The sequence below is a fragment of the Paenibacillus sp. FSL K6-1566 genome, assembly GCF_038050475.1.
Lineage (GTDB): Bacteria > Bacillota > Bacilli > Paenibacillales > Paenibacillaceae > Paenibacillus_AQ > Paenibacillus_AQ lactis.
The window spans coordinates 6,364,579-6,382,346 of sequence record NZ_JBBOSR010000001.1; the positions used below are offsets into that span (position 1 = coordinate 6,364,579).

16 protein-coding genes are annotated in these 17,768 nt (G+C 54.9%); 6 read left to right on the forward strand and 10 right to left on the reverse strand.

All coding sequences use genetic code 11. The features are described from left to right. Nucleotides 1-15: 15 nt before the first annotated feature. From NST08_RS28510 to NST08_RS28520, 3 genes are all read right to left on the reverse strand, one after another. Complete coding sequence (locus NST08_RS28510) at nt 16-1,077, reverse strand: LLM class flavin-dependent oxidoreductase (RefSeq protein WP_040738327.1); 1,062 nt, start codon at nt 1,075-1,077, stop codon at nt 16-18. Between the two features lie 204 nt (nt 1,078-1,281). Further along, nucleotides 1,282-1,794 carry an SRPBCC domain-containing protein gene (locus NST08_RS28515; RefSeq protein ID WP_007129030.1) on the reverse strand — a complete coding sequence of 171 codons (513 nt, stop codon included), beginning with the start codon at nt 1,792-1,794 and terminating at the stop codon, nt 1,282-1,284. A gap of 26 nt (nt 1,795-1,820) precedes the next feature. Further along, nucleotides 1,821-2,150: an ArsR/SmtB family transcription factor gene (locus tag NST08_RS28520; RefSeq protein ID WP_040738328.1), complete on the reverse strand. Its 330-nt coding sequence runs from the start codon at nt 2,148-2,150 to the stop codon at nt 1,821-1,823. A gap of 1,153 nt (nt 2,151-3,303) precedes the next feature. Here NST08_RS28520 and NST08_RS28525 point away from each other — a divergent pair. Both NST08_RS28525 and NST08_RS28530 read left to right on the forward strand, forming a co-directional pair. Then, on the forward strand, nt 3,304-4,518 hold the full coding sequence (locus NST08_RS28525; protein WP_007129033.1) for an MFS transporter: 1,215 nt from the start codon (nt 3,304-3,306) through the stop codon (nt 4,516-4,518). Nucleotides 4,519-4,604: 86 nt separating this feature from the next. Further along, the gene (locus NST08_RS28530; protein ID WP_007129034.1) at nt 4,605-5,165 is read left to right on the forward strand and encodes a hypothetical protein; all 561 of its coding nucleotides are present in this window, start codon (nt 4,605-4,607) and stop codon (nt 5,163-5,165) included. A 168-nt stretch (nt 5,166-5,333) separates the two neighbouring features. Here the strand turns inward: NST08_RS28530 and NST08_RS28535 are convergent, their stop codons facing one another. From NST08_RS28535 to NST08_RS28550, 4 genes are all read right to left on the reverse strand, one after another. Beyond that, entirely contained in the window at nt 5,334-6,500 is a 1,167-nt protein-coding gene (locus NST08_RS28535) for a mannitol-1-phosphate 5-dehydrogenase (RefSeq protein ID WP_213616833.1), read from the reverse strand. Continuing rightward, entirely contained in the window at nt 6,497-6,937 is a 441-nt protein-coding gene (locus NST08_RS28540; RefSeq protein WP_007129036.1) for a PTS sugar transporter subunit IIA, read from the reverse strand. Before NST08_RS28540 ends, NST08_RS28535 begins: the two co-directional genes overlap by 4 nt. Nucleotides 6,938-6,984: 47 nt before the next feature. After that, entirely contained in the window at nt 6,985-9,057 is a 2,073-nt protein-coding gene (locus NST08_RS28545; protein ID WP_007129037.1) for a BglG family transcription antiterminator, read from the reverse strand. A gap of 71 nt (nt 9,058-9,128) precedes the next feature. Then, a complete protein-coding gene (locus tag NST08_RS28550) occupies nt 9,129-10,565 on the reverse strand; it encodes a PTS mannitol transporter subunit IICB (protein ID WP_007129038.1) in 1,437 nt (478 codons plus the stop codon). A gap of 365 nt (nt 10,566-10,930) precedes the next feature. Here NST08_RS28550 and NST08_RS28555 point away from each other — a divergent pair, with 365 nt between their 5' ends. Further along, nucleotides 10,931-11,611: a class I SAM-dependent methyltransferase gene (locus NST08_RS28555; RefSeq protein WP_007129039.1), complete on the forward strand. Its 681-nt coding sequence runs from the start codon at nt 10,931-10,933 to the stop codon at nt 11,609-11,611. Between the two features lie 95 nt (nt 11,612-11,706). On the opposite strand, the gene NST08_RS28560 is transcribed toward NST08_RS28555, so the two are convergent. Continuing rightward, entirely contained in the window at nt 11,707-12,408 is a 702-nt protein-coding gene (locus NST08_RS28560; RefSeq protein WP_244152672.1) for an FHA domain-containing protein, read from the reverse strand. Between the two features lie 191 nt (nt 12,409-12,599). Between NST08_RS28560 and NST08_RS28565 the strand changes: the two genes are divergently transcribed. From NST08_RS28565 to NST08_RS28575, 3 genes are all read left to right on the forward strand, one after another. After that, nucleotides 12,600-13,580 carry a glycerophosphodiester phosphodiesterase family protein gene (locus NST08_RS28565; RefSeq protein ID WP_007129041.1) on the forward strand — a complete coding sequence of 327 codons (981 nt, stop codon included), beginning with the start codon at nt 12,600-12,602 and terminating at the stop codon, nt 13,578-13,580. A gap of 215 nt (nt 13,581-13,795) precedes the next feature. Then, complete coding sequence (locus NST08_RS28570; protein ID WP_007129042.1) at nt 13,796-14,533, forward strand: hypothetical protein; 738 nt, start codon at nt 13,796-13,798, stop codon at nt 14,531-14,533. 36 nt (nt 14,534-14,569) lie between these two features. After that, nucleotides 14,570-15,919: a polysaccharide deacetylase family protein gene (locus NST08_RS28575; RefSeq protein ID WP_251535834.1), complete on the forward strand. Its 1,350-nt coding sequence runs from the start codon at nt 14,570-14,572 to the stop codon at nt 15,917-15,919. Between the two features lie 154 nt (nt 15,920-16,073). On the opposite strand, the gene NST08_RS28580 is transcribed toward NST08_RS28575, so the two are convergent. Together NST08_RS28580 and NST08_RS28585 are read right to left on the reverse strand one after the other, a co-directional pair. Then, nucleotides 16,074-16,811, reverse strand: a complete 738-nt coding sequence (locus NST08_RS28580) for a sulfite exporter TauE/SafE family protein (protein WP_285852503.1) — start codon at nt 16,809-16,811, stop codon at nt 16,074-16,076. 234 nt (nt 16,812-17,045) lie between these two features. After that, nucleotides 17,046-17,744, reverse strand: a complete 699-nt coding sequence (locus tag NST08_RS28585) for a Crp/Fnr family transcriptional regulator (RefSeq protein ID WP_007129045.1) — start codon at nt 17,742-17,744, stop codon at nt 17,046-17,048. Nucleotides 17,745-17,768 lie beyond the last annotated feature (24 nt).

Consider the following 17,768-nt stretch of genomic DNA (forward strand, 5'->3'; position numbering starts at 1 on the left):
ATTGGATTTGCTTGCTTACTCCGCCGGCTCGCCGGCCGCTTCCCACCGGTCGATCTCGGAACGAACCCGAGGCGCAACCTCCGTACCGAGCAGCTCGATCGCCCTCATGACCTCTTCATGCGGCATCGAGCCGACCGGCACGTGCAGCATAAACCGGGTAATACCCACATGCTTGCGAAGATGGATGATCTTCTGAGCGACCGTCTCCGGATCGCCTACATAGAGGGCTCCCTCGAAGCTGCGTGCAGCATCGAAACGGGCGCGATCATAGTAACCCCAGCCGCGCTCCCGGCCGAGCACGTTCATGGCCGCCTGGGTGGAGGGAAAGAACTTGTCCGCGGCAAGCTCCGTATCCTCCGCGATAAATCCATGGGAATGCGAGGCGACCGGAAGCTTCGATACATCATGCCCTGCATGGGCGGCCGCTTCTTTATACAGCTTCACGAGCGGGGCGAACTGCAGCGGGCTCCCGCCAATGATCGCCAGCACGAGCGGCAGGCCGAGCAGGCCGGCCCGGACGACGGATTCGGAGTTGCCGCCGCTGCCGATCCATACGGGCAGGGGGTTCTGCACAGGACGCGGATATACGCCCAGATTATGGATGGCCGGGCGATGCCGGCCCTCCCAGGTCACCCGCTCCGACTCCCGGATTTTTAACAACAGCTCCAGCTTCTCTTCAAACAGCTCATCGTAATCATGAAGATCATAGCCGAACAAAGGAAAGGATTCGATGAATGAGCCCCGCCCGGCCATGATTTCCGCGCGTCCGTTCGAAATCGCGTCCAGCGTGGCGAAGTCCTGGAATACCCGTACCGGATCCGCTGATGACAGCACCGTCACCGCGCTTGTCAGCCGGATCCACTTGGTCCGGGAGGCAGCAGCCGCAAGCACGACCGCAGGGGACGAGGCCGCATAATCTTGGCGATGATGCTCGCCTACTCCATATACATCCAAGCCGACCTGGTCGGCCAGCACAATTTCCTCCACGACCTCGCGCAGCCTTTGGGCGTGGCTGATCAATTCGCCGGTGTGAACGTCCGGCACGGTTTCAACAAACGAGCTAATTCCGATTTCCATCATCGGTTCCTCCTAGTAACGTATCGTTATGTGTATGTTTCACAGACGCTATATTTTCTTTAGTTAATATATCTTTATATTGAACGTTTACGCATCTTTTTTCAAGTGGAAAAACGTCAGGGCTGCAGCCTAAGGTTATCGGCATCAACAGATTCAAAAAAAAGACCGGCACTTCTCCCGAAGGCCGGTCTCTCCCTATGCGGTTTATTTCTTGGCAAGCAAGTATTCCTCGAGGCGGTCCCAAGTTTGCGTAATGCCTTCCTCCATGCCCATTTCGAGCACCTTCTTAAGCTCATCCGCGGATTGATATACGGTCCGGGAGACGATCTTCGTTCTTCCGTCCAGCTCCTCGAATGTCATCGTTGTTGTGGACGCTGGAAGTTCCTCGGAAGTATTGCCTTCGGCATCGGAGAAATAATCGGTGTAAACGATTTTGGTAGGCTTCTCAATCTCATGGTAGACCGATTTCCCCCATGACTCCATGCCATAAAATTCTCCTTGATTCTTATCCATGCACGTCATGCAATAATGCCATGAACCGCCGGGACGAAAATCCATGTTCGACACGGTTGTCTCCCAGCCACGCGGACCCCACCAGTGCTTCAGATGCTCCCCGTCCGAGAACACCTCGAATACGAGCTCTCGCGGCGCGTCGAATACACGCTCCAACACAATTACAGGTCCTTCCACTCGGGTAATCATTTTGCTTGTCATCATCATTTCCTCCTCAAGTTTAAGTTAGGCTATGGGTCCTTCTTCTCGCCCGATTGCAATTTCTTCAAGTATGCGTCCAAGCTGTCAAAACGTTCATTCCATATTCTGCGGTAATCATTCAGCCATGCATCCAGCTCTTGAAAGGGCTCCGAGCGAAGCATGTAGTTTCGCCTGTTCGCTTCCGCCTGAACCTCTACCAATCCGGCCTCCAGCAGCACCTTCAGATGCTTCGAAGCCTGAGGCTGGCGAATCTGCAGACGTTCGGCGATATCACCCACCGTCATCGGACCTCCGAGGAGCAGCTCTACAATCGCAAGACGGCTCGGCTCGGCTAATGCACTAAATATCGCTTGCTTCATTCCTGGTGGTGACGGTTATAGAACCGAAGCTTCGGGGAATACGGCTTTTGTCTACTGTCTATTCCAGCCACCAACATCACCTCGATGCGTTTATTTGATTATGCCGTGTTCTTGAATTGAATATACCACACTAGGAATATTCCTGTAAAGGAATATTTATTTTGTTCACATCACTTATGCATTCAGCCGCTATATTCGCCTTCCTTCCCCCCCGCTTCTCCATTCCATTAACATCGGTCACACCTGCATGGGCTTCTGCATAGCATATGATGAAAATCATAAATCACCATTCGTATAGGATTGTACAAACCAACGAATGTATCTGCTGCCTATACGGATGCAAGCTTGCAGAGGGCCGGTAGCCAAGCGGTGGCCACTGCCGTTTGCAGACTCTTGCAAGCCGTGCATGGCAGCATGAATCCCATGAAGGAGTGAAGTTATATGGCATTTTTGCCGCCGCAAGGACCACCAGAACTGCAAGGACCCCAAGGACCGCCTGGGCCGCCAGGACTGTTGGGACCACCGGGACTGCAAGGAATGCAGCAAGGACCGACATCCCCTCCTCCCCAGTTCATTCCCCAGAACCCCGCCGCAACTTCCGTCACCGGAGCTGGCCCTTCAACCTTTGCGGTTGATCCCGGCGCCATTCGGGGCTGTCTGTTCCGGTTCACGTTTATATGGCCTAGACGCGGGAGGGGCTTTTGGTTCTTCCCAACGTTCGTAGGACGTACTTCTGTAGCAGGTTTCCGGTGGACCGGAAGCACCTGGGTATTCTCGGGCTTTGATTTAAGAAGAATCGAGTCCTTTACTTGCTTTTAATAGTCCGGATCCGACATAGTATCCGCGACTGGCGATGATCATGCCGAAACATGGAATAATTGCCTGAATCAAAAAAAGGGATTGCTGTTCTTCGGCAGCACTCCCTTCCCCAAGCCAATTCCAAAGAGCAACGTACACCGGCTTACACAACCGTTTAGCGGTGTCGAAACGACCGTACCCTCCCCGTACAACGATTGGACAAGCTCTTCTCTCCAAATAATAACTTGATTATATTTCATCATCGTTAAATAATATGTAGCAGGCCTGCTTAAACCGATTATAAAGATTGGGATTATCAATATATTAGAAGCAGCAGAAAGGTTGACAGAACACAATGGCATTATCCCAGCAGCTTAGTAACAGCAATCCATCCATTAAACAACCGTTTCCCGTGTCCATTCTATCGCTTACGGTCGGCGCGTTTGCGATTGGCATGACGGAGTTCGTCATCATGGGAATTCTACCGAATGTCGCCGCAGATCTAAACGTCAGCATCGCGATGGCGGGCCAGCTGATCACGATGTACGCTTTGGGGGTTGCCGTCGGCGCTCCCATCCTGACGATTCTTACGCATAAAATTCCGCAGAAGAAGCTCCTTCTTCTGCTAATGGGACTATTCATATTCGGCAACGGAATCTCCGTGTTTGCACCGAATTATGCCGTTCTCATGGGCGCCCGGATGCTGACGGCGTTAACGCACGGCACCTTCTTCGGGGTCGGCGCGGTGATCGCCTCCGGCCTCGTTCGCCCGGACAAACGGGCTGGCGCCGTCTCCATTATGATGGCCGGCTTGACGATCGCCAATATAATCGGCGTCCCGCTCGGTACCTTCATCGGTCAACAGATGGGCTGGCGCGCCTCCTTCGGCGCAATTGCCATCATGGGCGTCCTTGCGCTGGTCGGCATCCTGATCTTCATTCCGCAGATTCGCCAGGAGCAGTCTTCAGGCATTGTCCAGCAGGTGAAGGAGCTGTTGAAGCCCAAGCTGACGCTGTTTCTGCTCATTGGCGCGCTCGGCAATGCCGGCCTGTTCGCGGTGTTTACCTACATCGCTTCCCTGCTGATCGAGATTACGGGATACGCGGAGGCAAGCGTCACGTGGATCCTCATTTTATTCGGCTGCGGCGTTACGCTGGGCAACATCGTTGGCGGGAAGCTGGCCGATTGGAAGCTCATGCCTTCGATCCTAAGCATCTATTTCGCGACCGCCGTCATCCTGGCGATCCTGACGTTCACCATTCACCAGCCGATATTGGCTGTGGTAACCATTGTGCTGTGGGGAGCGGCCTCATTCGCCGTCATGCCCGGCCTGCAAATTCGGGTGATGAACTTGGCGCAGGGAGCGCCAGCGCTCGCCTCAACCTCCTCCCATTCCGCCGGCAACTTGGGGAATGCGGCCGGGGCTTTCATCGGAGGGCTTGTCATCACGCATCTAAGCCTGAACGCCCTGCCTTGGGTAGGGGCCATTCTGGCGGGAATCGCCTTCTTATTGGGCCTCGCCTGCTATATCTCCGAGCGCAAGACCGGGGATGCAGCCGTGAAGGCATGAGACGAGGTATGCCAGAATAGTTAATGATGTGCTTCCTGGCTTTTTCTTGAAGATAGACCATATCTAAAATTCCGAGGAGGTCCTCCATGCCGCGACTTATGAAGTTCAGCCTCATATTCGCAGCCATTGCAGCTGTACTCTATGTCATGATCTATGATTTCGGATTCCCCAAATTTCCGTATGAGATCCGAATGAGCTATCCTGCCGTACAGTACACTGCGGAAGATCCCTCCTCTGCCGTTCCTACGACCATCGAAATTGAGGGAACTTATTATCGCCGGTTGTTCCAAGAGCCGCTGTTCGACGGATCGATTCGGGTCCCTCTGTATGACTTCACGATGAGCTCTGATCCTGATACTGAGTATCCGCTGTATCGTTATGACCGCATATACGAAGACCCGCAGGGAAGCAGCAATGACACCTATATCTCCTTCTTGAATTATCCATCGTACACGTTCAAATCGAATGGCGCGATTGATAGCGTAACGATCGAGACGCTCGGTCAGCTATACATGAAGGACCGCTTTCAGCAAGTATTGATTCAAGTCACCCGCGATCCGGACGTAGACGCGAATCCATGGTTCATCGTCGCTCCGGCAGCGACCATCGAGGAGGCCGAGCAGCTGCGGAAACACATACTTCCCTAGGCTCTGTTCATAGGCGGCATACTTATCGTCAAGCCTGCTGAAGATCACCCGGCCTTTTACTCATAAATCGCTCCAACCATTGAATGTCCATGGCAAAAAGCCCCGGATTCCCTATAATTAAGGAATCCGGGGCTTTTCAATTTCAACTCGGCGCTTCCCTGCTTAAGCTTAGGATCGGTTTTCCAGCTCAATCTTCAGCGCCTCATAGTGCTCCATCAGCTCGCCCATAATCGGATGCTCGCCCGCAATGCCCGTATACTTGGACGCCGTATCGCTTGGTCCGATCTCGCGAACGGAGCGCTGCAGCTCAGCGCTTTCCGGGTCCTCAGGCACGTCGAACAGCAGCGCGGCCGCCATCGATTTGGCCAGGCTTTTGTATGCCAGTCCGCTTTCGAAGGCCAGCATGGCCGGGGACACGAGACGGTCCCCGGGCGACAGCTTCCGGATCGGGGAGCGTCCTACGCGCACCACCTCATCGGTAAGAGCCGGGTTGCGGAAACGGTCCAGAATGGTTGCAATGTATGCCTGATGCTCCGCCGGATTGAAGCCGTGCTTGTGGATCAGCGCCGCGCCGGTCTCATCCAGGACGGCACGGACATGCTTCGCCACCTCATCGTCCTTCATCGCATCCTGAATCGTCTCGTATCCTTTCAGGAAACCGATGTAGGCAGCGGAGCAGTGCCCGGTATTCACCGTGAACAGCTTGCGTTCAATGTACGGCTCCAGCCGGTCCACATAATGCACGCCCTCGACCGGCTTGAAGCCATCCAGCATCTGCGAACGGTCCACTGCCCACTCATAGAAAGGCTCGACAACCACCTTGAGCCGGTCCTCATGCTGCTGGAGCGGTACAATCCGGTCAACGGCCGCATCCGGGAACGCAATGCTGGAATCCGCCTTCCGTCTCGTCTCCTCATCCAGCAGGCCATAGACATGCTCTTTCAGCTGGGTGCTGCCGCCGATGGCATTCTCGCAAGCGATAATGTGAAGCGGAGCAGCCTCCCCCTGCAGCCGGAGCTTTAGTCCTTCCGCAATCGTAGGCGCGATAAACTTCAAAATATTGACGCCTACCGCCGTTGTCACAATATCGGCTTCCGCAACTGCCCGCGCAGCCGCTTCGGGCTCCGAGGCGCTGTTCAGCGCAGTGATGCCCTTGACCACCGTCGTCTCCTGACCTTCGCTGGCAAGCGTCACCGGATACTCCCCGCGTGCTTTCAGCTCGGATACCAGCTCTTCGTTCACATCGACGAAGCAAACCTCGTAGCCTGCTTGAGACAGAAGAAGTCCGATAAACCCGCGCCCGATGTTGCCTGCTCCGAAATGGACCGCCTTCATGCGCCCATTCCCCCTTCGAAGATGGCGAGGATCTCCTCCTCCGTCGAAGCGTTCATAACCTTCTCAATGCTCTCGTCATCGGTGAAGATCATCGCTACATTCGTCAAAATCTCCATATGGTCGCCGCCGGCAGCCGCAATGCCGATAACGATGAAGGCCGGCTCGTCGCCGCCAAAATCAACGCCCTCCGGGAAGCGAACGATGGACAGGCCCGTGGAAGCGACCATGCCCTTGGCTTCTTTCGTGCCATGAGGTATGGCGAGGCCGCCGCCCATGTACGTGGAGGCGATCTCTTCGCGCTCCAGCATTTTGTCCACATAGTCCTCCGACACATGGCCCGCCTTCACCAGCAGGTTGCCTGCCATGCGAATCGCTTCGCTCTTGCTGCTCGCCTGAGCGTTCAAAATCACTTTTTCTTTCGACAGTATGTTGGTCATCGTTAATCTCCCTCTTTCTATAGTCTATGTTCGATTTGTCCGTGTACTTATGGTCTATGATTCAAAAAATGCTGCAGCTCCTCCGCCAAGAAGGAGCGTATCTCTTCTTCGCTGCCCTGCTCCATCAGCTCGATCAGCTCGGAGCCGAGCAGCATCGCGCTAATCTCGCTCAGCACCTCCAGACTCTCCTTCGGGAGCTGCTTCGGGGCGAGCATCAGCAGGATGACGTCGGCCTCCAGCCCCTCTTCGAGCGGAACGGGCTCCGCCAAACGGAAGAGCGTGATTGAAGGCTTCGCAATGTGCCGGCTCCGGGTATGGAACAGCGCGAGCCTCGTCTCGGGGATGAGCTGCGTGCCCATCCGTTCCCGCTCAAGCAGGCGGTTCACCACGCTCCCCGGATCATGTACCGCCTCCAACGCATGCATGCGCGATAACGCGTCTGTCAGCGTTCCTTCCAGATCCGCCGGAGCATTATCCAGGCGGTATACATGGAAGCCGTCTAACAGCGCCACGATTTCGTTCATGAGCGCGGCCTGCATCCGCAATCGCTCGAAGGATGCGGCCTTGCGCTCATCTTGCCCTGCGGCAGCAGCGCCTCCGCTGCCCCCTGCCGGCTTTGTCGCCGCGCGCTGGAGGAAATGGAGCAGACGCTCCTTATCATCTGCCGTAAGCAGCGGGCTCAGCCGGATGTATTTATCTTTTGAAAGGGGCAGGTCAATCGTGGAAATAATCAGATCATACTGCTCCTCCGGCATCCGCGCCGCTTCATACCATGACGCGTTGCCGAGAACCTCGATCTGAGGCATCTCCTTGCGCAGCCGGGTTCCAAGAAGCCTGGATGAGCTTAGCCCGCTTGAGCAGACGAGAATCGCCCTCACAGGCTGCTCCGGCTGATTCAGCCGTTCAATGGATGCGCCGAAATGCATGACGAGAAAGCCGATCTCTTCATCAGGCACATCCAGCCCGTTTCGGATTTCATCCACCGCCTGACGGACGATGCCGAACAGCTCCTCGTAATCCTTGCGGATCGGACTCAGCAGCGGATTACGGATGCGGGTGCCCTCCCGGAGCCGCTTCATTGCGGCACCCAGATGCTCCACCAATCCGGCCCGAAGCGTCCGGTCCTCTTGAAAATCCAGCCCTGTCCGCTTCGCCACCGCTTCGGTCAACCGGTGCGCAATCTCCACCATTTCGACATCGGAATGGGCGAGCTCGATAATCTCCGACATTTCGCCCGCTGCGTCAAACAATTTTGCGATATAAACAACCTCTGCGTCGGAGAGCCTTAGGTCCAGCGTATTTTCCAGCCGGACGGCAAAGCTTCTTGCGTCAGCCAGCATCGCTTTTGCGCTTCCTGCCTCCTCGGGCCGGATGGATTCAATCGGACGCCCCTGCCGAATTCGGCTTACGGTGACCGATAGAGCGATCAGCATCCGTGTGTAGGCTTCTTCGGTTAAGCTCTCCGTCCAGCTCCAGCCCATATCCCACAGGGCTCTTTCAACGTCCAGAAGGACAGGCTTGTCGATCATGGACAGCAGGCGGGCGATGGCGGGATGACTGTAGTCTTCGTAGCCGTCTCCGACCAGATCGGAGTAATCCACATGCTCATCGGCCAGCCTGCAGATTGCCCACCGCTTGCCGCTCTCCGCCCCTTCGATCTCGACGCCATATCCCCTGCGCCGGATCAGCGACAGTCCGAACCGCTTCATCCACGGCTCGACCTCATCCAGATCATTGCTGATGGTCGGAACCGTGACCTTCAAGCTGTGGGCCAAGGCAAACAGCTTAACCGGCTCCTCGGCTTCCAGCAGCGCGCAGAGCAGAAGGATTTTCCGCTCTTCCCCGGAGTAATCTGCGGGCTTGCCTGCGATCAGCCGTGCCCGAAGGCTTGCTTCGGCCCCGGGCGCCTTGCTCTCCAGCCGGATGCCCGTTCCCGACTTTTTGTAAAGCAGTACCCCCGCACCCTGTAGATGCTCCTCAACGGCTTCCAGCTCCCGATGGACCGTTCTGACGCTGACCCCGATCTCAGACGCGATCTCTGCAGCCGTCATGCCCTCCGGTCTGTCGAGCAAGAGCAGAAGCAGCTGGCGCTGCCGGGCAGTTATAGGTTCCAGATCCATGCCTCCCTTCTGCACGAAATGGAGACAACGCCGGCGTATAGGCGCCAGCGTGTCATATCGTTACTGCAATATTAATCTTTCAGACGTTCCACAAGCTCATCATATCTCGGGCTCTTCAGGAAGTTGTCGATCGAGATATGCTCCGCATTCGGATTTTTGGCGATGGCCCGTTCCGTCAGCGTCTTCTGCGTGATGACGATATCCGCATCGTCCGGAATTTCGCTGACCGCCGAGTTCACGACGGTAATGTTCACGCCGGCCTGCTGCAGCTTCTTCCGGAGGACGGAAGCGCCCATCGCGCTCGAGCCCATGCCTGCGTCGCAAGCGAATACGATTTTGTTGATATTCGTCTTATCCGCGTTAGCGACAGCAGCTGCGGCAGGAGCGACTTGATCATTCATGCCGCCTGTCTTCATCGCCTTCATTTTCGCAGAGGCTTCTTCCAGGTTCGGCTCCTCTTCACCCTTCTTACCCGTTTTGAGCAGCACTGCCGCAACGAGGAAGGATGCGATCGTCGCCGTGATGACACCGGACAGGACGGCCAGCAGCCCGCCTTTAGGCGCCATGGCAAAGTAAGCGAAGATGCTTCCCGGCGATGCTGGGCCTACAAGTCCAGCACCAAACAGCTGGAAGGTGAACGTTCCGACTACGCCGCCCGCGATGGCAGCGAGAATCAGTACCGGCTTCATCAGAATGTACGGGAAATAAATCTCATGAATCCCGCCCAGGAAGTGAATAACGACTGCGCCCGGTGCGGAAGCCTTCGCGGATCCGCGTCCTACAAGCCAATAAGCCAGCAGGATGCCGAGGCCCGGGCCGGGATTGGATTCAAGCATATACAGCACGGACTGACCGATCCGGGCCGATTCCTCGGTTGCAATCGGGCTCAATATCCCGTGGTTGATCGCATTGTTAAGGAACAGGATTTTCGCCGGTTCAATAATAATGTTGACCAGCGGCAGCAAATTGGCATTGACCAGCACGTCGACGCCCGCGGACAGTGCCTTGGTAACCCCCTGAATCAACGGTCCGATGCCGGTATAGGCGATAAGAGCAAGCACTCCGCCAATAATACCGAGCGAGAAGTTGTTGACCAGCATTTCGAAGCCGGATTTGATCTTGCCGTCGATCAGTTTGTCGAATTGCTTCAGCACCCACGCTGCGAGCGGTCCGACGATCATGGCTCCTAGGAACATCGGAATGTCCGATCCGACAATAACCCCGACTGTAGCGACTGCACCGATGACGGCCCCCCGTTTGTCGTGGACCATCTGCCCGCCGGTGTAACCGATCAAGAGTGGCAGCAAGTAGCTGATCATTGGACCGACCAGCTTGCCGAGCGTTTCGTTCGGGAACCAGCCGGTCGGGATGAATAAGGCCGTAATCAAGCCCCAAGCGATAAATGCGCCGATGTTCGGCATGACCATACCGCTCAGGAGACGGCCGAGCTGTTGAATTTTGACGCGTATGCCTCCGCCGGATGCGTTGGCCTTCGTCTCAGTGGACATGATGCGATACCTCCAGTCCTTATTTTGAAATATATAAAAAAATCGGTTGTGTCATGAACCATGTCTGACATCTTTATGTTAAGGCATTTTGGTAAGCGCACTCAACGAAAGGAAAATTCGGTTTCGGCAAGAATATTGTTGACAATTTTTAAATGGATCATGTTTGTTATTTGAAAATATCTCCCGATAGGCAGTTCTTTCATAGTTCACGGCCAGTTTGATCCTCATAAATTCTCGTTTTTCCCGTTGATTTTCGTTTCATATAGGTTATACCTATAAATTATATTTAATTTATATATTTCCTTAATGAGGCAAGGGTGGGTTACGATGGAGCCAGCCAATCATTTCGAGAGGAGTTTTGAACTATGGACCCGTCGGTAAAAGACCTGTTTGACGCTGTCGCCGGTGACTATGACCGGGAGCGCCGGCAGCTGATCCCCTGTTTTGACGATTTTTACGGAATGGCGCTGTCTCTCGTTGAGAGCGACCATCCATCGCCGCGTATCCTGGACCTGGGAGCCGGCACCGGACTGTTCTCCGGCATGGTGCTGCATAAGCACCCGCATGCCCGCTTAACCCTGATGGACCTGAGCGACAAAATGCTCGAAGGCGCCCGCCGAAGATTCGCAGGAGCGGATCAGGTCCGCTATATTACCGGCGACTACGCGGACTATCCATTCCGCGAGTCTTACGACATCGTCATCTCCTCCCTGTCGATCCACCATCTGACCCACCCTGCCAAGCAGCGATTGTTCCATGCTGTGTACGGGGCCCTCGAGCCGGGCGGGATCTTTGTGAACGCCGATCAGGTTCGGGGAAGGCACACGAGCTCCGATGAATACTACCGGCAGCGCTGGCTGGAATCGATTCGCCGCAGCGGCTTATCCGAGGCAGCGATCGAAGCTTCGATCAAGCGGCGGGCGGTTGACATTAACGCGTCATTGGAGGACCAGCTCCGTTGGATGGAGGAGGCGGGCTTTCAGGAGACGGACTGCATGTATAAGCATTTGGATTTTGCCGTGTTCTTCGGAAGGAAGCCGAGTTAAAACAAACAAAAACAAGCTCGTTCCTCAATAAGAGGAAGAGCTTGTTTGTTGTTCGCTTATCTCTACTGATGATCTACTGCCTGTCCGGCATGCCGTCAAGCATCATCATCCGCGTGGATGTGAAGAATATAGCCTTTGCCCCGGATGCTCTCGATCCCAAGCAGTCCGCGCGTCTTCTTCCGAACCCGGTAGATGAGGGCATTCATCTCTTCTGCGCTCACATCCGGCACGTCGTCCGGACCCGCCTCCCGCTCGGGCCAGACCAGGAGCTTCAGCTGCTCTTTGGATACGAATTGCTCCTTGTGATGGAGCAGCAGTTCAACGCATTTATATTCTTTTTCCGAGAAGGCAATCACCGTTCTCCCATGAACGAGCTCCTGCTTATAGGGGTTGAGCGTTATGCCTCCCGTATCCTCGGCAGCTGCCAGATGTTTCATGAGCGGCGTAATATCCATCGTCTCATCCATTCGAAGCACCGAGAAGGTTAACACGACCAGATCACCGGCCAGCGCCACGGAATCCCCGTGCTGCAGCGGAGCCTCTCCATTCGGTTCCAGCCGCTGCTGATTGACGAAGGTTCCGTGCTTGCTGTTCAGATCTTTAATGCTGAATTGTCCGTCCCTGTAGATCAGCGCTGCGTGCTTGCGGGACACGTACACATTATCGAACGTGATATCCGGGTCCCACTGCTTGCCCTTGCGCCCAAGCACCGTCATCGATCTCCTCAAAGGGATCACATCTCCGCGCTCGTACGGGTTCCCCCGTTCCACCATCAAGTAGGAGGATCTATCCATCATGCTACCTCCTGATTATCGTAATATCGCCCATGCTTTGTTTCATTTATCAGATCGCTATTATGCAATTGTTATGCTCCAGCCATTGAGTATGCGCCCAAAATCACTAACATGGATAAAGAGAACAAAGCTAGAGATATAGAGGAAGCCGAAACGCTCGGCTCTTAACAGTAACGATTTTGGGGGATTGAATCATGCGTATTCGAAAAAGCTGGAGGAACGTCATTCTGGTTATTCTCATCATACTCGGATTTCTGTATGTTAACAACTCGTCGCTATTCACCAAGGAACGCGAAGGTGAGCCCTTGCTGCTCGCGCATCGGGGGATCGGCCAAACCTTTCCGATGGAGGGAATTGAATCCGATACATGTACCGCTTCACGTATTTACATACCGGAGCATGCCTTTCTGGAGAACACCATACCATCCATGAAGGCAGCCTTCGATGCCGGCGCGGATATCGTGGAGCTGGATATTAAGCCGACGAAGGACGGCCAGTTCGCCGTATTCCACGACTGGACGCTGGAATGCCGGACGAATGCACACGGCTCGGTCAAGGATTATACCATGGAGCAGCTGAAAAGCATCGATATCGGCTACGGCTACACGGCGGATCAGGGAGCCACCTATCCGTTCCGGGGGAAGGGCGTCGGGCTCATGCCGTCCCTATCGGAGGTGCTGGCCGCATTTCCTGACGGCGAATTTCTGATTCATATCAAAAGTCAGGATGCCGGCGAAGGGGAGCTTCTGGCCGCCTATCTCGCCCAGCTGCCGGAAGACCGCTTAAGCCGGCTCACGGTATATGGCGACGATGCGCCGATCAGCGAACTAAAATCGAGGCTCCCTGCGCTTCGGGTCATGTCGATGGATTCTCTGAAGAGCTGCCTCATCTCTTATATCGGTGCCGGCTGGAGCGGCTATATGCCGTCGGTCTGCCGCAATACCCAGCTGCATATTCCCGAGAAGTACGCCCCTTATTTGTGGGGCTGGCCCGATAAATTCCTGAACCGCATGGACCGCATCAATACGAGGGTCATTCTGGTCGCCGGAGACGGCGGATGGTCGGAAGGCTTCGATACGGTCGAAGATCTGAAGAGGCTGCCGAAGAACTACAGCGGCGGCATTTGGACCAACCGGGTGGATGTCATCGCACCGGAACTGACGATCAAGAAATGACATGGAGCAAGGCGCGCTTGCTTCTTGGCCATACCCCCAGCAATGGGGGTATTTTTTTCATGTCCGCATCCCCGCGCCATAAGCTCAACGCCTGCCTGCCAATTGAAATCAAGGCAAAGTTTTTGGGCCCATCCAGCCGATGATTTATATAGACCAGAAGGATCAGACCGTGACGAGGTGCCACCGAACTACCGTTGATTAGGAGAGGATATTTTTTGGCCAGAGACACTGAGAAAAAAGGATGGTTTAAAAGCGTGCTTGCCCCGCAAGCCCCATCAGAGAAGGAGCCTGCGGAAACGGCGCCGGTCCCGGCCCCGGCCGAATCGGTGATGGAAACATCCGGGCCCGCGCATCCTGCGCAGCCCCCGGCAGATCATCAGAAATCCCTGTTATCGAAGGATAACCAGGACAAAATCGCGCTGGACGTGATCGTATCGATTGAAAACATGCTCAAGGAGCGACAATTGCTGTCTTATAAAAACAACGGTCTGGAGGATCAGCTGGCGGCGGCAAACGAGACGATCCAGCGGCTGAAGCAAGAGCATATCAAGAAGGATCAGCTGATTCAGGAGAAGAGCAAGGAAATCCGCGAGCTCGAAAACACGCTGACCCACAAGCAGATGGGCTACGATCAGCTTCTTGAGGACTATAAAGAATTCCAGCTTAGCTCCAACCTGGCTTATGAGAAGCTGTCCGGACAGCTGGAGACAGAAACGGCGAAATACGGGAAGCTTTATGAGGAATCCACGAATGCCCAGTACCAGAGCATGCTCAAGATTAATGAGCTGGAGGACAAGATCCGGGAGCTGCAGATCGAGAATCAGAAATATGCCGAGCAATATCGGAAGATCGCCGACGAAAAAGCGGAGCTCTTGCAGACGATTCAGGACTTCACCGAGAGAATGGGCTTCTCCTTCGCACCGAAGACATCAACGACGCAGATGCCGGAGTAATTCCGCGGATCCGCAGCAAGAGAAAGGAGATCCATCATGTCCGTCTTTTACGGAAAAGTGATTGAATTGCAAGACATTGAACAGCATGAAGGGCAGTATGGCATGCGAATCCGGCTATCGGCCGCCGAGTCGTTCGAATATGTCTGGGCCATCGATAATGCGACTGCAGAGAGCCTGCTGGCGATTGTAGACTTTGACGGCATTCATAAATACCGGCTGTCCCGGCATACCGTATGGGATGCTAATCGTCGGCAGTACATAGGCTACATCACCAAAACCCGCCGCGATCAGAGCATCCGTTATCCCTTCGTCTGCTCCGAAGCATTTATACATAATCTTAATGCAGTTCAGCGCGTTCAGCATCTGGACGAAATCCATGCGCTGCCTTTTCTGTCCCTGACGTACGCGGAGCGGGAAGCTGAGACCTTGCAGGAGGAAGAAGAGCCGGGACGAAACCAGCAGAAGAAGCACAAAAGGCAACGATTGCCGATGAGGCGGGTCGCCATCACGGCCCTCAGCATGCTGTCGATCCTGTTATTGGGCTCGTTCGATGCCCTGTCCCTTCCGGTAGCGGAGTCGCCGGGCGCTTCAGCCTTTACGGCAGGGACGGCTCTTCCGGCATTCCAGTCCGTACGGCACACCGCTGCAATGGCTGAGGCCTCTTCGAACCCAGCCCCGAAGAAGCTGGAATCAGAGCCTCGGCCAAAGGTCAGCTCCGAGCCGAAGCTGAGGCCGCAGGCGGAGCTGAAGCCGCAGACGGAACTGAAGCAGCAGACTGGGACGAGGCCACAGACGGAACTGCCGTCCTTCGAGCTTAAGGACGCCGTCACCTACAGCCTGCCGAAGGGCTATGTCGCTTTGACCTTTGATGACGGACCGTCCAAATACTCGGCGAAGATCATGAAGGTGCTGAAGGAGCATCAAGTCGGCGGCACCTTCTTCTTCGTCGGAGAGAATGTGGGCAAGCATCCGGCCGCGGTTCGGGCCATCCAGGAGAGCGGCTATTCCATCGGCAGTCATTCCATGAACCATGCGAACATGCCGCTGCTGGCCTACGAGGAACAGGAAGCGCAGATCAAGAGCGCCGCTGAATCCATCGAAGCCATTACGAAGCAGCCGGTTACGCTCTTCCGTCCGCCATACGGGGCATTCAACGAGATGACGGAAGAGGCGAGCCGCGCACACGGCAGCAGCATCGTGCTGTGGAACAAGGACCCCGAGGACTGGCTGACGCGCGATAAGGACAAGATTCTCCATTATGTCCGCCACACGGAGCCCTCCGGCTCCATCATTCTTCTTCACGAGTCGCAGGCGGTCATCGATGCGCTGCCGTCCATTATTGCGTACCTGAAGGATCAGAATTTAAAAATCGTCAGCCTGCAATAGCCATTATCGACTCCTGCATGCGGACCCCCGACAAATAAAGGCTGTGCCTGCAATTGATGTTCATGCAGGCGCAGCCCTTTTTTTTCATGATGATACGGCATGGCTCATTACAGCAGATCTCCCTCGCAAGGGACATTATTATGGCAGGCTTCCTCTACAAGCTCTCGATCAGCATGTACACGCCAGTAAAGATAAGGATCACATACGTAAAGATTTGAAACACTCGCTGATTAATGACCCGGAATAACCGCTGTCCGAGGAACAGCCCCAGGGATACCAGCGGAAGCGCCATGGCACTGGAAGTCCAGACCGTCTTGGTCGACCCCGCTACGATCGCTTGAATCAGAAGGCTCAGCGTATAGATGAACAGGTAGAAAGCAAGCGTCGTCGCTCTAAGCTGCTCCTTCTGCGTATCCGTGCCGGAGAAATACAGCAGCAGCGGCGGCCCCGGCATCCCGATGCTGGTGGTCAGGGCCCCCGACAATCCGCCTACGGCCAAATCTCTGCCCGGGCGCTGCCGGATCCGGAACCGCAGCATCAGCATGACGGTAAGCAGAAGGATGATCAGGCTCACGCCGAGCTTCAGCCGGCCGATATCGATCCACGAGAAAACGGCTATGCCGATCGGCAGACCGATCACGCTTCCGATCACCAGCCTTTTGAGGATGCCAAAGTCAATGTCCTTCCGAATTCTAAAGATTAAGGCGGCGGATATGATCAGCGACAGGATCAAATTGATCTGGATCGCCTCCGCCGGCTCGAACAACAGCAAGAGAAACGGCGTTGCGAGAATGGAGAACCCGAAGCCGGTGCTTGTCTGGAGGATGGATGCCACGAATATGATGACCATAAATAGAAGAATGTCCACGGGGTTACACCTGCTTTCTTCCATATGCGTTATGGGGAAGTCGGCCCATATCAAACGCTCCATCCTGCCATTGTAACATATAATCCCAGTGATTCTCCCTTATGAGGCTGTTTTTGTCCTGCCTATTATGCTCGGCTATATAGAGTTCCTGCCTCAACTTACCCGCATCAGGAGCCGGGTGCCAGTCATGTATGCGTTCAGAGAAGCCCGCCCAACAATGAAGCTGAAACGGCCGTGGAGCTTATCGCTCGTTGCCTGTCACTTAGGCTCTGATAGTGCAGCCTGCAGCCGGCTCCTATGGATCCAATACGGTTTACGGTTTCCTTCTTTTCGAAGGATTCCCTCGTCCACAAGCTGATTCAGGATGGGCGTTACGGTCTCCCGAATGCTGCCCGTCATGCTGGCCAGCTCCTGGTGGGTCATTTCAACCGGTAACGGAATCCATTCCCCATCGCTTCTTGGACCTGAATTAAATTTCGTCACAAGCTTATTGAATAGGAAGAGCAGTCTTTTACGCACACTTCCGTAAGCCATGTACTCAAGCATGTCCTCGGTTTCCTGCAGTCTGGCGGTGACGATCTCGATGTACTTTAAGGCCAGCTCGGGCTTCTCGGTGATGACCTTGCGAAACTGCTCGCTATCCATCTCGCATATGACGGAGTCCTCCATCGTGACCGCAAACAGCGGGACCCCTGTACGAAATGAGGTGATCTCTCCGAATAGATGGCCTGTCCCTAAAATATCAAGCGTCAGCTCCTTCCCTTCCTCCGTAATTTTATACAAACGAACGGTGCCTGATTTGATGATATATAGCACCTTGTGCTCCATGTAAGGCGAAGCGATCACGGTTCCCTTGGGCCGGGCTTCAAGAGGCGTTATATGGTTCAACTGCTGCAGCTCATCCTCGCTAAGCCCCTTAAACAAGTCCACTCTCGATAGATACGTAATCATCTCCATCTGACATCATCCTTTTCCTATGTA

What these genes read in the sequence shown, in the direction of transcription:
- NST08_RS28580 (WP_285852503.1), bottom strand. Translation starts at nt 16,811, where the DNA reads ATGGAAGAAAGCAGGTGTAACCCCGTGGACATTCTTCTATTTATGGTC.
- NST08_RS28565 (WP_007129041.1), top strand. Translation starts at nt 12,600, where the DNA reads ATGCGTATTCGAAAAAGCTGGAGGAACGTCATTCTGGTTATTCTCATC.
- NST08_RS28545 (WP_007129037.1), bottom strand. Translation starts at nt 9,057, where the DNA reads ATGGATCTGGAACCTATAACTGCCCGGCAGCGCCAGCTGCTTCTGCTC.
- NST08_RS28540 (WP_007129036.1), bottom strand. Translation starts at nt 6,937, where the DNA reads ATGACCAACATACTGTCGAAAGAAAAAGTGATTTTGAACGCTCAGGCG.
- NST08_RS28575 (WP_251535834.1), top strand. Translation starts at nt 14,570, where the DNA reads ATGTCCGTCTTTTACGGAAAAGTGATTGAATTGCAAGACATTGAACAG.
- NST08_RS28515 (WP_007129030.1), bottom strand. Translation starts at nt 1,794, where the DNA reads ATGATGACAAGCAAAATGATTACCCGAGTGGAAGGACCTGTAATTGTG.
- NST08_RS28585 (WP_007129045.1), bottom strand. Translation starts at nt 17,744, where the DNA reads ATGGAGATGATTACGTATCTATCGAGAGTGGACTTGTTTAAGGGGCTT.
- NST08_RS28510 (WP_040738327.1), bottom strand. Translation starts at nt 1,077, where the DNA reads ATGGAAATCGGAATTAGCTCGTTTGTTGAAACCGTGCCGGACGTTCAC.
- NST08_RS28550 (WP_007129038.1), bottom strand. Translation starts at nt 10,565, where the DNA reads ATGTCCACTGAGACGAAGGCCAACGCATCCGGCGGAGGCATACGCGTC.
- NST08_RS28525 (WP_007129033.1), top strand. Translation starts at nt 3,304, where the DNA reads ATGGCATTATCCCAGCAGCTTAGTAACAGCAATCCATCCATTAAACAA.
- NST08_RS28535 (WP_213616833.1), bottom strand. Translation starts at nt 6,500, where the DNA reads ATGAAGGCGGTCCATTTCGGAGCAGGCAACATCGGGCGCGGGTTTATC.
- NST08_RS28555 (WP_007129039.1), top strand. Translation starts at nt 10,931, where the DNA reads ATGGACCCGTCGGTAAAAGACCTGTTTGACGCTGTCGCCGGTGACTAT.
- NST08_RS28530 (WP_007129034.1), top strand. Translation starts at nt 4,605, where the DNA reads ATGCCGCGACTTATGAAGTTCAGCCTCATATTCGCAGCCATTGCAGCT.
- NST08_RS28520 (WP_040738328.1), bottom strand. Translation starts at nt 2,150, where the DNA reads ATGAAGCAAGCGATATTTAGTGCATTAGCCGAGCCGAGCCGTCTTGCG.
- NST08_RS28560 (WP_244152672.1), bottom strand. Translation starts at nt 12,408, where the DNA reads ATGATGGATAGATCCTCCTACTTGATGGTGGAACGGGGGAACCCGTAC.